Raw genomic sequence first — 12,604 nt, 5'->3', positions numbered from 1 at the left:
GCGGCCTGGGGGATTGATGCGACTAACGCTGAACTTGAAGACTATCCTGATCGCCATCGCGGTGCTCGCGGCGTCGTTCTTCATCAGCCTGAAGGCGATGGACTGGCTGTCGCCGCGCGCGACCAATTCCGCGCCTCCGGTCGCGCAACTGCCGCCGCTGCCGCCGGCCTCCAAGAGCTCGATCGTGATCGCACCGGTCGCCATCGCGGTGTCGGCGATCCGCGAGCAGGCCGAGAAGGCCGCGCCGCGTAATTTCGCGGGGAAGGCCGAGAACCCGATCTCGCAGATCCTGGAGAACGCCGACATCGGCTGGTCCGCCGTACGCGGGCCGATGGCGGCTGCCGGCGACAAGGACGTGCTGACGATCTCGACGCCACTCAGCGGCAAGCTGAACGTGACGGGATCGCTGTCCTCGAAGGCCACCGGCGCGCTCGGCGACGCGCTCAGCGGCGTGCTCGGCGGTGACGCGGCGAAACGAATCGGCGCGGTCAACATCAAGAACCTGAATGCCAGCGCCGAGATCAAGGGTAACGTGGTCATCACCTCGCGCCCGAAGCTCGCCGCGAACTGGCATCTCGAGCCCAATCTCGGCGCCCAGGTCAATCTCGGCGACACCAACCTCAACGTCGCCGGCGCCAAGGTCAACGTGCCGGCGCAGGTGAAGCCGCTGATCGACAAGAACGTCGGCGAGCAGATCAACATCGTCTCCGAGCGCATCCGCAACGATCCGTCGCTGCGGGAGAATGCGAAGCTACAATGGGCAAAGGCCTGCCGCTCGATTCCGCTGCAAGGCTCGGGGTCTTCCGCGGCGCTGCCGCCGCTCTGGCTCGAGATGAAGCCGAACCGCGCCATCGCGGCGCAGCCGCGCGTCGACGCACAGAACGTGACGCTGCTGCTTGGCCTCGAGCTCGAGACGCGCGTGATCTCGACACCGTCCAAGCCGGACTGTCCGTTCCCCGACAAGATCTCGATCGTGCCGCCGACCGGCACCGGCGTGAACATCGGCGTGCCGATCGACGTGCCCTTCACCGAGATCAACAAACTGATCGCGGCGCAGATGGTCGGCCACACCTATCCCGAGGACGGCTCCGGTCCGGTCGATGTCACCGTGAAAAGCGTCAACGTGGTCCCGTCGGGCGAGCGGTTGCTGATCTCGCTCCTGGTCCGCGCCAAGGAGAAGAAGAGCTGGCTCGGTCTCGGCGCGGAGGCGACCGTGCATATCTGGGGCCGGCCGATGCTCGACCAGGCGCAGCAGACGCTGCGACTCGCCGATATCCAGCTCGCGGTGGAATCCGAGGCGGCCTTCGGCCTGCTCGGCGCGGCGGCGCGCGCGGTCGTGCCGCAGATGCAGCAGGCGCTGGTGCAGAAGGCGTCTCTCGATCTGAAGCCGATCGCCGCCAACGCCCGTGAGAAGATCGCGGCCGCGATCGCCGACTACCAGAAGAACGAGGACGGCCTCAAGGTCGATGCCAAGATCGACAGCCTCACTCTCGCCGACATCGCCTTCGATTCCAAGACGCTGCGCATCGTCGCCGAAGCCGGCGGCTCGCTCAATGTGTATGTCACCAAGCTGTCGGGAATGTAGCGCGCGCCTTTCCTCAACGGATCCGTTCGCGTCGTCGCTTGCGCCGCTGGCATTCTGGTCGGAGGATGCTAAGCTGCTCTTCACAACCTCAGACGAGGTCCTGACAGCATCGTAGCTGATAACGCGAGGACAACATGGAAGCCGGCACGGTCCCCCCTGCGCCGGCACTGGTGCGCTTTTCCGGCATTCAAAAGACCTACGATGGCGAGCACCTCGTGGTGAAGAACCTCGATCTCGACATCAGGAAGGGCGAGTTCGTCACCCTGCTCGGCCCGTCCGGATCGGGCAAGACGACCACGCTGATGATGCTGGCCGGCTTCGAGGTTCCGACCCAGGGCGAGATCTACCTCGCGGACCGGCCGATCAAGAACGTGCCGCCACACAAGCGCGACATCGGCATGGTGTTCCAGAACTATGCCTTGTTTCCGCACCTGACGATTGCGGAGAATATCGCCTTCCCGCTATCCGTCCGCAACACGAACAAGGCCGAAGCGCAGGAGCGCGTGAGAGCGGCGTTGCGCATGATCAAGATGGAAACCCTGGCGCAGCGGCGGCCCGGGCAGCTGTCCGGCGGCCAGCAGCAGCGCGTGGCGCTGGCCCGCGCGCTGGTTTTCAATCCGCAACTCGTGCTGATGGACGAGCCGCTGGGCGCCCTGGACAAGCGCCTGCGCGAGCAGATGCAACTGGAGATCAAGCAACTGCACGAGACGATGGGCATCACCGTCGTCTACGTCACCCACGATCAAAGTGAAGCGCTCACGATGTCGGACCGCATCGCCGTGTTCAACGACGGCATCGTGCAGCAGATCGACAGGCCCGACGCGCTGTATGAGCATCCGGTGAACAGCTTCGTCGCCCATTTCATCGGCGAGAACAACGTGCTTTCCGGCACCGTCGAGACGGTCGAGAAACAATATTGCCGCGTTGCGCTGGCGGGCGGCGGCGCCGTGACCGCACGCGCAGTCAACGTATCGGGCACGGGCGCATCGACCTCGCTGTCGGTGCGGCCGGAGCGGATCGCCATTATCCCGGATGGCACCTCCAGCGACGAACCCAACCGACTGCCAGCCAAGGTGCAGAACACCATCTATCTGGGCGACCACGTGCTGGCCGTGCTCGACGTCGCCGACAACAAGGAGTTCATGGTCAAGCTTCAGCCGGGGACGCATGGCAGCCTGAGAGCTGGCAGCCTTACACCCGGCGATGACGTATTCATCACCTTCCGCCCGGAGGACTGCCTGGCCCTCGATCCCGTCTGATCCAAACATGCAGCATCTCGCCAACGCGGGCGGGCCTGCACCGACCAAGCTCAACGCAAGTCATGTGAAGAAGAAGGAACAAAGACCATGCTGAAGCGCAAGATTGTCCTGGGGTTCGCCGCGGCACTCACCGCCAGCGCGGCGCTGGCCACGGTCGCGCAGGCGCGTGACCTCACCGTCGTGTCGTGGGGCGGCGCGTATCAGGATGCCCAGAAGAAGGTCTATTTCGAGCCGTTCAAGAAAGCGGCCGGTGTGCCCATGAACGACGAATCCTGGGACGGCGGCGTCGGCGTGTTGCGCGCCAAGGTGCAGGGTGGCGCCGCCACCTGGGACGTCGTCCAGGTCGAGAGCGACGAATTGGCGGTTGGCTGCGAGGAAGGCCTGTTCGAAAAGCTCGACTATTCGAAGATCGGCGGCGAGACCGCCTATATCCCGCCGTCAGTCAACGCTTGCGGCGTCGGCGCCATCCTCTACGATTTCGTTCTCGGCTACGACAAGGACAAGCTCAAGGAGGCCCCGAAGGGCTGGGCCGACTTCTTCGACACCAAGAAGATCCCGGGCAAGCGCGCCTTGCGTCAGGGCCCGAAGACCACGCTGGAGATCGCCCTCATGGCCGACGGCGTCGCGCCAAAGGACGTCTACAAGGTGCTGGCGACCGACGAGGGCATCGAGCGCGCGTTCAAGAAGCTGGACACCATCAAGGGCGACATCGTCTGGTGGAAGGCCGGCGCCCAGCCGCCGCAATTGCTCGCCTCCGGCGAGGTGGCGATGACCTCGGTCTACAATGGCCGCATCGACACCGCGAACAAGAACGAGAAGAAGAATTTCGGCATGGTCTGGGACGGAGCGCTCTTCACCATTGACACCTGGGTGATCCTGAAAGGCAGCCCGAACAAGGACGCGGCCTACAAGTTCCTGGACTTCGTCGGCAAAGCGGAGAACCAATCGAAACTGTCGGAGAACATTGCCTATGGCACGTCGAACAAGGACGCAGCCGCCCTGCTCGCGCCTGCCGTTCTGAAGGACCTGCCGACAGCGCCTGACAACATCAAGAATGCGGTCGAGATCAACGTTGCCTTCTGGCTCGAGAACATCGACCGCCTGACCGAGCGCTTCAACAAATGGGCCGCGAAATAGCGCGCCCGCAGGGCTCGACCGAAGGTAACACGAATGACGGATGCGCTCTTGACCGGCGCCGATGCGTCGACCGAGGTGCCGCTCAAGCGCCGATTGCGGCGGGCGGAGCGCGCACGCCAGGTCAAGGCATTGGCGCTGGTGCTGCCGCTTCTCGTCTTCCTGCTCTTCACCTTCGCTGGGCCCATCGCCGGCATGCTGTGGCGCGCCGTCGATGACCGGGAGGTGCGTCTGGTTCTGCCTCAGACCATCGCGGCTCTCGCCAGTTGGGACGGCAGGGATCTGCCGGACGAAAAGGCCTACGCGGCGCTGGCGGGCGACATCATGGCGGGGCGCGCTTCCGGCACCATTGCGATTGCGGCCAAGCGGCTCAATTACGCACTGAACGGCTTCCGCACGATCCTGACCACCACCGCACGCAACCTGAAGACTGCGCCCGAGCCCGGCACGGCCAGGGAGACGCTGGGCAAGATCAATCCGGCCTGGCGCGAACGCGCCACCTGGACCACGATCAAGGATGCCAGTGGCCCCGTGACCGGCTTCTACCTTTTGTCGGCGCTCGATCTGACGCGGAACGCGGACGGCGCGATTATCGCAGCACCGACGGATCAGGCCATCTACCGCGACGTTTTCGTCCGCACCTTCCTCATCAGCCTCAGTGTCACGGCACTTTGCCTGATCCTCGGCTTCCCGGTCGCCTACCTGCTGGCGGCGCTGCCGCCCGGCCGGTCGAACCTGCTGATGATCTTCGTCCTGCTGCCGTTCTGGACGTCGCTGCTGGTCCGCACCTGCGCCTGGATCGTTCTGCTGCAGGGCAAAGGCGTGGTGAACGACAGCCTGCTCTGGCTTGGCATCATCGACGCGCCGTTGCGCCTGATCTACAACCGCTTCGGTGTCTGCGTGGCCATGACCCACGTCCTCCTGCCGTTCATGATCCTACCGCTGTACAGCAGCATGAAGGCGATCTCGCCTGCTTACATGCGTGCCGCCGCCTCGCTCGGTGCGCCACCCCTCACCGCCTTCCTGCGGATCTACCTGCCTCAGACGCTGCCCGGCATCGGCGCGGGAAGCCTGCTCGTCTTCATCCTGGCGCTCGGCTATTACATCACGCCGGCACTCGTCGGGGGCGCCGCCGATCAGATGATCAGCTACTTCATCGCACTCTACACCACCGAGACGGCCAATTGGGGACTTGCTTCGGCACTGGGTGCGGTGCTGCTGCTCGCCACTATTCTGCTTGCGCTCGCCTATGGAAAGCTGGTGCAGGGACAGCAGGTCACGGGAGGGATGAAGAATTGAGCGACAATTCCTCCATCCGCACGCCGAGCCAGCGTATCGCGTGGACCGCGACCATCGTGATCTCCACGCTGGTGTTCATCTTCCTGATCGCGCCGATCCTTGCGATCATGCCGCTGTCCTTCAGCTCGGGCTCGTACCTCACCTATCCGCTGCCGGGCCTCTCCCTGCGCTGGTATGACGACTTCATCAATTCGCCGCGCTGGATGAATTCGCTGAAGAACAGCATGATCATCGGTGTGGCCTCGACCCTGCTGTCGATGGTGCTTGGCACGCTGGCGGCGCTGGGGCTGGCGCAGTGGAAGAGCCGGTTCAAGCCGCTCGTGCTGGCCTTCGTGCTGTCGCCGGTCGTCGTGCCCGGGGTCATCACCGCGGTTGGCCTGTATTTCTTCTTCGCGCCGATCGGACTGACCGGCAGCTATCTCGGCTTGATCCTGGCCCACACCGCGCTGGCGACGCCCTTCGTCGTGATCACGGTCGGCGCGACGCTGCAGAGCTTCGACACCAATCTGGCGCGCGCCGCCGCCTCGCTCGGTGCCTCGCCGCTCGACGCGTTCCGCCGCGTGATCCTGCCGCTGATCCTGCCCGGCGTGGCATCGGGCGCGCTGTTCGCCTTCGCGACCAGCTTCGATGAGGTGGTGATCGTGCTGTTCATGGCAGGTCCGGAACAGCGGACCCTGCCGCGCGAGATGTTCAGCGGCATCCGCGAGAACATCAGCCCGACCATCACGGCCGCGGCGGTGATCCTGACGACGGTCTCGGTCATCCTGCTCGCCACCCTGGAAGGCTTGCGCCGACGCAACGAACGGCTCAAGGGCAGCAGCGCGTGAGACTTCTCCTCCTCCCTGCTTGCGGGGAGAGGGCAAAAACACCGCAGCGCCCTGCTTATTTCTCAACCCTCCTCGCGCATTCCGGGCTTTGCTCCCGCGACCGATTGTCGTTAGAACGGCTCCCGCAACAAAGCCCAAACAACAACGCTGAGGGAGAAAAACAAAATGCAAAAACTCATCGCCGCGATCGCGGCCGGTCTCGCTCTCGCCGCCACGTCAGGCACGGCCCAGGCGCAGATTTCCGACGACGTCGTCAAAATCGGCGTGCTCACGGATATGTCGAGCCTCTATGCGGACGCGACCGGGAAAGGCTCGCTCGCTGCCGTCGAGATGGCGGTCGCCGATTACGGCGCCAAGGTCGCGGGCAAGCCTGTCGCAGTGGTCTCCGCCGATCACCAGAACAAGCCCGACGTCGGCGTCAACATCGCCCGCAACTGGTACGACAACGACAAGGTCGACGCGATCTTCGACGTGCCGACCTCGTCGGTGGCGCTGCCGATCTCGGCGCTGACGCGCGAGAAGAACAAGATCCACATCAATTCCGGCGGCGGCTCATCCGATATCACGGGCGTCGCCTGCTCGCCCAACACGGTGCACTGGACCTACGACACCTATGCGCTGTCGAACGTCGCCGGCAAGGCCATGGTCAAGCGCGGCGAGGACACCTGGTTCTTCGTCACCGCCGACTACGCCTTCGGCATGGCGCTGCAGCGCGACGCCGCCAACGTCGTCAAGGAGAGCGGCGGCAAGGTGCTCGGCGAGGTCCGCCATCCGCTCAACTCGTCGGACTTCTCCTCGTTCCTGCTCCAGGCCCAGGCTTCCAAGGCCAAGGTGGTCGCGCTGGCCAATGCCGGCGGCGACACCACCAATGCGCTGAAACAGGCGGCCGAGTTCGGCCTGGTACAGGGCGGCCAGAAGATGATCGCCTTGCTTATGGAGATCACCGACGTTCATTCGCTCGGCATCAAGTCGACGCAAGGCCTGATCATCACCGACGCGTTCTACTGGGACACCAACGAGGAGACGCGCGCGTTCTCCAAGCGTTTCAACGAGAAGGTCGGCCACATGCCGACCATGATCCAGGCGGGGCTCTATTCGGCGACCATGCATTATTTGAAGGCGATCGACGCCATCAAGACCGACGAGGCACCGAAGGTGATGGAGCAGATGCGCAAAACGCCGGTCAACGACTTCTTCGCCAAGAACGGCAAGATCCGCATCGACGGCCGCATGGTCCACGACATGTATCTGTTCGAGGTCAAGAAGCCCGAGGACTCCAAGGGCGAGTGGGACCTCTACAAGCTGATCGCCACCGTGCCCGGCGACGAAGCCTTCCGTCCGCTGGACAAGGGCGGCTGCCCGCTGGTGAAGGGAAACTAGGGTATTCTCCGTCATTGCGAGCGAAGCGAAGCAATCCAGAAATGCTTCCGCGGTGGCAGCCTGGATTGCTTCGTCGCAAGAGCTCCTCGCAATGACAGCTCCTCGCAATGACCGGAGGCGAAAAAACACGCGACAGCGCGCCCGGCAAAAACCGGGCGCGCTTCGTTTAGCCGTTCAGAGCCGCGTTACTCCGAGTACTTGAACTCGGGCATGTTCTTCAGCTCATCCTTGCTCGCATTGAACACGGCGTGGTCCGGATACCATTTCGACGAGGACGTGGCGGTCGTTGTCGTCGCGGGCTTGTTGTCGGTGCCGGTCGCGGCACCCGTCGTGGTGGTCGCCGCGGGCCGGTTGGCTGCGCTGTTCGGGTTGTTCCCGGCAGCGCCGGTGTAGGCGACCGCCTCGTTGACGAACTTCAGCTTCTCATAGGGCACGGCGACCAGATGCTCGCCCAGGCCGAGGAAGCCGCCGACGCCGATCACGGCGATCTTGATGTTGCCGCTCTTGTCCATCAGCAGATCGTTGATCGAGCCGATGTTCTCGTTGGCGTCGTTATAGACCTTGATGCCGTCCATCTTGGACGTACGCCACTGTCCCGACGCGGTCGTGGTGGTCGTCGAGGCGGCGGCAGCCGGCGCCTTGTCGGTGGTGGCGGTCGGATTTTGCGCGAACGCAACGGTTGCGAGCAGTGCGGTACCGGCGAGACCGGCCGCGATCGATTTCATCAACATATTGTCCTCTCCTTCAGCAGAAAACTCGTGCGGAGAAAACAGCTCGGATCAGTCCCAGTTCCGCGCGTGCTGCAATTTCGTCGCGTGCTGCGCGAGTATCAAAGCCGCGTGCGATTGTTCCTAAGTCACTCAGGAACATTTTGCAGCGCACGATTCCTAGACGATGACGCGGCGCGCGCGATCGCATATGGCGGCGAGCTGTCGCTGCACGGCCGAGAGCCGCGTGGGCTGATCGTGAGGATGCAATTGCAGGCATGGCAGCAGCCGCGGCTTGCGGCCTAAACTCAGGCAGCGAGCGGCGGGTGCTCGAGGGCGGCCTCGTCGAAGATCGCAATCGCCTCGAAGCGATAATTGCAGGCGTGGCATGTCCAGAGATAGGAGACGCGCCCTTCGCCCGGCTCGATCCAGTCGGGCGTGGGGATCAGCGTGCCGCATTGGGCACACGGGTTGTTTCTGGGCAAATCGTGTTCTGACATGTCGCCACCGTGGGCTTTGACCATGGTTGATTTTGTCATGGCACCTCTCCCGATTCGCTGGCCGTGACATACTCGCTTTCGTCCGCCCATGCGAATAGACAGGCCTCCTGTCGCGAGTTTGTCCGCCTGAGGGAACTCTGGCGCCAGCATTGAGTCGTCACTGCGGCTCGACGCCGCGAGAAAATTAGCGGCGGCGTTTGGTCACATCATCGCCGCGTTCGGGAGGCCTAAACGGCAGCCGGGCGCAGGCCTTCAATCAGTCTCAGGGACCTCCGGGAAATCTGATGAAAATTTTACATGTCGCCGCGCTGCTCGCGGCCGGACTGACGTTGCCGCAGGCCGCATTCGCGGGCCAGGCGGAGTACGCCGAGATGGTCGCGGCCCATGCGCGCGCCAACGGTGTGCCGGAGGCGCTGGTGCATCGCGTCATCATGCGCGAAAGCCGCTACCAGCCCGGCCTCGTCGGCCATGGCGGCACCATCGGACTGATGCAGATCAAGCTCGCGACCGCCCGCGGGGTCGGTTACACCGGCGACGCCGCCGGCCTGCGCGATCCCAACACCAATCTCACCTATGCCGTGAAATATCTCGCCGGCGCCTATCACGCCGCCAATGGCGATCACGCCCGCGCCGTTCGTTATTTCGCCGGCGGCTATTACTACGCCGCAAAGCGGCAGCGGCAGGAGGCCGTCCAGGTCGCCAACATGGGCGAGGCCAATATGGGCGCCCCTTGGCTCGAGCCAAACGGCAATCCGCAGCCGATGTTCGGCAGCGTCCCGCACCGCAAGCTCGCCCAGCGCGTCCGCAACGCCCGGGCGCAGGCGCCCAGGTAAGCGCGGTTCGCACCAAGCGCGTTGACCACCCAGCCCTGCTGGCATACATTAGAGCCGTTCCGAGGGGTGCTCCGAGGAGGAGCTGAGATACCGCTAAATGGGCAAATCCGCCCAGGACCGCGGTGACCCTTTGAACCTGATCCGGGTCATGCCGGCGAAGGGACAGGGATGTTGCAGACGACCAAGCGACCGGATTCCCCGGTATCCATCATCGGCGCAGGCATTGCGGGCGCCTGGCAGGCCTTGCTGTTCGCGCAGGCCGGCCACGCCGTCACCCTGCACGAGCGCGGTGACGCCGACATGACCGATGCCACCAGCCATTGGGCTGGCGGCATGCTCGCGCCCTATTGCGAGGCGGAAGTCTCCGAACCCGTCATCAGCCGCCTCGGCCTGCGCTCGCTCGACATCTGGCGGCGCGAGCTGCCCGACACGCCTTTCAACGGCTCGCTGGTCGTCGCCCACCCGCGCGAGCGCAGCGACTTCGAGCGTTTCGCCCGGATGACCGAAGGCCATCGCCGGCTCGATGCCGCCGGCCTTGCCGAGCTCGAGCCGTCGCTCGAAGGCCGCTTCCGCGACGCGCTGTTCTTTCCGACCGAGGGTCATGTCGAGCCGCGCCGCGTGCTGCCGAAACTGCACGAGCGCATCCGCGCCGCCGGCGGCACCATCAAATTCGAAAGTGATGTCGCCGCGGCCGAACTCGCAAAACTTGATCCTGAAGGCATCGTGATCGACTGCCGCGGCCTTTCTGCGCGCGACGAGCAGCCGGAGCTTCGCGGCGTCAAGGGCGAGATGATCCTGATCGAGACCGCCGAGGTGCAGCTCGCGCGCCCGGTGCGGCTGATCCATCCGCGCTGGCCGCTCTATGTGATCCCGCGCGAGGACAATCTGTTCATGTTGGGCGCGACCTCGATCGAGGCCGAGGACACCGGCGTCAGCGTGCGCTCGGCACTGGAGCTGTTGGGCGCGGCCTATGCCGTTCATCCCGCCTTCGGCGAGGCCCGTATCGTCGAATTCGGCTCCGGCCTGCGCCCCGCCTTTCCCGACAATCTGCCGCGCATCGGCATCCGTGACGGCACGATCAGCGTGAACGGCCTCTACCGCCACGGCTTCCTGATCGCGCCTGTTCTGGCCGAGCTGACGCTGAGCTTTGTCGAGCGCGGCCAGATCGACAATGAGGTGATGCAATGCGCGTGATCGTGAACGGCGAGCAACGCGAGGTGAATTCGGCCAGCGTCGACGCGCTGCTCAGCGAGCTCGACTACGAAGGCACCCATTTCGCGATCGCGCTCAACTACGACGTCGTGCCGAAGAGCCGCTGGGCCGAGACGGCGCTGAAGGCCGGCGACGAGATCGAGATCATCACGCCGCGGCAGGGAGGGTGAAGATGGTGCGCTCGCCAAACACTCCGCCGTCATCGCCCGGCTTGACCGGGCGATCCAGTACGCCGCGGCGTCTCGGCTCCAGCCGCACGGCCGCGGCGTACTGGATCCCCGCCTTCGCGGGGATGACTGCGTCAATCGAGGAGACACCGACATGGTGACCTTCTACGGCAAGACCTTCCCCTCCCGCCTCCTGATCGGCAGCGCGCTCTATCCCTCGCCTGCGATCATGCAGTCGGCGATCCGCGCCTCCGGCTCGAACATCGTCACGGTGTCGCTGCGGCGCGAATCCGCCGGCGGCAAGACCGGCGATGCGTTCTGGAATCTGATCCGCGAGCTCGACGTCACCGTGCTGCCGAACACCGCCGGCTGCCGCAGCGTGCGCGAGGCGGTGACGACGGCCAAGCTCGCACGCGAATTGTTTGGCACGAGCTGGATCAAGCTCGAAGTCATCGCCGACAACGACACGCTGCAGCCCGACGTCGTCGGCCTGGTCGAGGCAGCAAGCCTCCTGATCAAGGACGGCTTTGAGGTGTTCCCCTATTGCACCGAGGATCTCTCGGTTGCGAACCGCCTGGTCGATGCCGGCTGCAAGGTGGTGATGCCGTGGGCCGCGCCGATCGGCAGCGCAAAAGGCATCACCAACCGTGACGCGCTCAAGCTGATGCGCGAGCGGCTGCCCGATATCACGCTGGTGGTCGACGCCGGCATCGGCGCGCCGTCGCATGCGGCCGAAGCGCTCGAGCTTGGCTACGACGCCGTGCTGCTCAACACCGCCATCGCCAAAGCCGCCGATCCGGTCGCCATGGCCAACGCCTTCCGCCTCGGGATCGATGCCGGCCGCACCGCTTTTGAGGCCGGGCTGATGAACGCCCGCGATTTCGCCTCCCCTTCCACCCCTGTTGTTGGGACCCCGTTCTGGCATGCCGTATCCTGATCGCAACGCGTATCCTGATCGCTTTTATCCCGTCGTCGACAGCCTCGCCTGGGTCGAGCGCCTGACGAAACTCGGCGTCGGCACCATCCAGCTGCGTGCGAAAGACCTCGACGATTCGCAGTCGCTCCAGATGGTCACCGATGCGCTCGCGATCACCGCGGGCACGCAAGCAAAACTCGTCGTCAACGATTATTGGCGCGCGGCGATTGTCGCGGGTGCAAAGTACCTGCATCTCGGCCAGGAGGACCTTGCCGACGCGGACCTCAACTCCATCCGCGAGGCCGGCCTGTCGCTCGGCGTCTCCACCCATGACGAGGACGAGCTTGAAACGGCGCTCGCCGCCGAGCCCGACTATGTCGCGCTGGGCCCGATCTTCTTCACCACCTTGAAGTCGATGCGCTTCGAGCCGCAGGGCATTCCGAAGATCACGGAATGGAAAAAGCGCATCGGCAATATCCCGCTGGTCGCGATCGGCGGCATCAAGTTCGAGCACGCCGCGGAGATCTTTGCCGCCGGCGCAGATTCCATCGCCGTCGTTTCCGACGTCACCCAGAATGCCGACCCGGATGCGCGGGTGCGGCAATGGCTCGGCCTAGGCAAGGAGGCGGCGTGATGCGCGCCCTCTCTCCACACCGTCATTGCGAGGAGCACTTGCGACGAAGCAATCCAGACTGTCTCTGCAGAGAGATTCTGGATTGCTTCGCTGCGCTCGCAATGACGGAGCAAGAATTCACATCCGTCGCCCAGACGCAAACACATACGAA

At 64.5% G+C, this 12,604-nt stretch carries 13 protein-coding genes and 1 riboswitch; of the genes, 11 read left to right on the top strand and 2 right to left on the bottom strand.

Annotated features, from left to right (window positions below; translation table 11 throughout):
- The first annotated feature begins 16 nt into the window (after positions 1-16).
- The 6 genes from IVB48_RS19010 to IVB48_RS18985 all read left to right on the top strand — a co-directional run bounded on the left by IVB48_RS19010 (position 17) and on the right by IVB48_RS18985 (position 7,484).
- A complete protein-coding gene (locus IVB48_RS19010) occupies positions 17-1,585 on the top strand; it encodes a DUF4403 family protein (RefSeq protein WP_247401765.1) in 1,569 nt (522 codons plus the stop codon).
- Positions 1,586-1,719: 134 nt separating this feature from the next.
- Positions 1,720-2,844, top strand: coding sequence for an ABC transporter ATP-binding protein (locus tag IVB48_RS19005; RefSeq protein WP_247401763.1), 1,125 nt, complete (start codon positions 1,720-1,722; stop codon positions 2,842-2,844).
- An 87-nt stretch (positions 2,845-2,931) separates the two neighbouring features.
- On the top strand, positions 2,932-3,981 hold the full coding sequence (locus tag IVB48_RS19000; RefSeq protein WP_027570655.1) for an ABC transporter substrate-binding protein: 1,050 nt from the start codon (positions 2,932-2,934) through the stop codon (positions 3,979-3,981).
- A gap of 33 nt (positions 3,982-4,014) precedes the next feature.
- A complete protein-coding gene (locus IVB48_RS18995) occupies positions 4,015-5,277 on the top strand; it encodes an ABC transporter permease (protein WP_247401761.1) in 1,263 nt (420 codons plus the stop codon).
- A complete protein-coding gene (locus IVB48_RS18990) occupies positions 5,274-6,104 on the top strand; it encodes an ABC transporter permease (RefSeq protein WP_018454162.1) in 831 nt (276 codons plus the stop codon). Before IVB48_RS18995 ends, IVB48_RS18990 begins: the two co-directional genes overlap by 4 nt.
- Positions 6,105-6,269: 165 nt before the next feature.
- Positions 6,270-7,484 (top strand): ABC transporter substrate-binding protein, encoded by a 1,215-nt coding sequence (locus tag IVB48_RS18985; RefSeq protein WP_027570652.1) that lies wholly within the window; start codon positions 6,270-6,272, stop codon positions 7,482-7,484.
- A gap of 185 nt (positions 7,485-7,669) precedes the next feature.
- Here the strand turns inward: IVB48_RS18985 and IVB48_RS18980 are convergent, their stop codons facing one another.
- Positions 7,670-8,215 carry a PRC-barrel domain-containing protein gene (locus IVB48_RS18980; protein WP_027570651.1) on the bottom strand — a complete coding sequence of 182 codons (546 nt, stop codon included), beginning with the start codon at positions 8,213-8,215 and terminating at the stop codon, positions 7,670-7,672.
- A 284-nt stretch (positions 8,216-8,499) separates the two neighbouring features.
- Entirely contained in the window at positions 8,500-8,730 is a 231-nt protein-coding gene (locus IVB48_RS18975) for a hypothetical protein (RefSeq protein WP_247401759.1), read from the bottom strand.
- A gap of 245 nt (positions 8,731-8,975) precedes the next feature.
- Here IVB48_RS18975 and IVB48_RS18970 point away from each other — a divergent pair, with 245 nt between their 5' ends.
- The 5 genes from IVB48_RS18970 (at position 8,976) to IVB48_RS18950 (ending at position 12,453) form a co-directional block, all read left to right on the top strand.
- The gene (locus IVB48_RS18970) at positions 8,976-9,524 is read left to right on the top strand and encodes a lytic transglycosylase domain-containing protein (RefSeq protein ID WP_247287941.1); all 549 of its coding nucleotides are present in this window, start codon (positions 8,976-8,978) and stop codon (positions 9,522-9,524) included.
- Positions 9,525-9,576: 52 nt separating this feature from the next.
- Positions 9,577-9,705, top strand: a riboswitch (TPP riboswitch).
- Positions 9,693-10,718: an FAD-dependent oxidoreductase gene (locus tag IVB48_RS18965; RefSeq protein WP_247401750.1), complete on the top strand. Its 1,026-nt coding sequence runs from the start codon at positions 9,693-9,695 to the stop codon at positions 10,716-10,718. Its footprint overlaps the riboswitch before it by 13 nt.
- Positions 10,709-10,906, top strand: a complete 198-nt coding sequence (thiS, locus tag IVB48_RS18960) for a sulfur carrier protein ThiS (protein WP_135175802.1) — start codon at positions 10,709-10,711, stop codon at positions 10,904-10,906. The genes IVB48_RS18965 and thiS overlap by 10 nt, the downstream gene beginning before the upstream one ends.
- A gap of 151 nt (positions 10,907-11,057) precedes the next feature.
- Positions 11,058-11,840 (top strand): thiazole synthase, encoded by a 783-nt coding sequence (locus IVB48_RS18955; RefSeq protein WP_247401739.1) that lies wholly within the window; start codon positions 11,058-11,060, stop codon positions 11,838-11,840.
- Entirely contained in the window at positions 11,827-12,453 is a 627-nt protein-coding gene (locus tag IVB48_RS18950) for a thiamine phosphate synthase (RefSeq protein ID WP_247401735.1), read from the top strand. The genes IVB48_RS18955 and IVB48_RS18950 overlap by 14 nt, the downstream gene beginning before the upstream one ends.
- Positions 12,454-12,604: the final 151 nt, after the last annotated feature.

The sequence above is a fragment of the Bradyrhizobium sp. 76 genome, assembly GCF_023073025.1.
Lineage (GTDB): Bacteria > Pseudomonadota > Alphaproteobacteria > Rhizobiales > Xanthobacteraceae > Bradyrhizobium.
Note: the sequence above shows the minus strand (reverse complement) of the source record. Positions and strands in the feature narration are given on the sequence as shown.

Excerpts from the sequence above, each read along its gene's own strand:
- IVB48_RS18975 (WP_247401759.1), bottom strand. The coding sequence starts at position 8,730 with ATGACAAAATCAACCATGGTCAAAGCCCACGGTGGCGACATGTCAGAA.
- IVB48_RS18995 (WP_247401761.1), top strand. The coding sequence starts at position 4,015 with ATGACGGATGCGCTCTTGACCGGCGCCGATGCGTCGACCGAGGTGCCG.
- thiS (WP_135175802.1), top strand. The coding sequence starts at position 10,709 with ATGCGCGTGATCGTGAACGGCGAGCAACGCGAGGTGAATTCGGCCAGC.
- IVB48_RS18955 (WP_247401739.1), top strand. The coding sequence starts at position 11,058 with ATGGTGACCTTCTACGGCAAGACCTTCCCCTCCCGCCTCCTGATCGGC.
- IVB48_RS18970 (WP_247287941.1), top strand. The coding sequence starts at position 8,976 with ATGAAAATTTTACATGTCGCCGCGCTGCTCGCGGCCGGACTGACGTTG.
- IVB48_RS19000 (WP_027570655.1), top strand. The coding sequence starts at position 2,932 with ATGCTGAAGCGCAAGATTGTCCTGGGGTTCGCCGCGGCACTCACCGCC.
- IVB48_RS19010 (WP_247401765.1), top strand. The coding sequence starts at position 17 with ATGCGACTAACGCTGAACTTGAAGACTATCCTGATCGCCATCGCGGTG.
- IVB48_RS18950 (WP_247401735.1), top strand. The coding sequence starts at position 11,827 with ATGCCGTATCCTGATCGCAACGCGTATCCTGATCGCTTTTATCCCGTC.
- IVB48_RS18980 (WP_027570651.1), bottom strand. The coding sequence starts at position 8,215 with ATGTTGATGAAATCGATCGCGGCCGGTCTCGCCGGTACCGCACTGCTC.
- IVB48_RS18965 (WP_247401750.1), top strand. The coding sequence starts at position 9,693 with ATGTTGCAGACGACCAAGCGACCGGATTCCCCGGTATCCATCATCGGC.
- IVB48_RS18985 (WP_027570652.1), top strand. The coding sequence starts at position 6,270 with ATGCAAAAACTCATCGCCGCGATCGCGGCCGGTCTCGCTCTCGCCGCC.
- IVB48_RS19005 (WP_247401763.1), top strand. The coding sequence starts at position 1,720 with ATGGAAGCCGGCACGGTCCCCCCTGCGCCGGCACTGGTGCGCTTTTCC.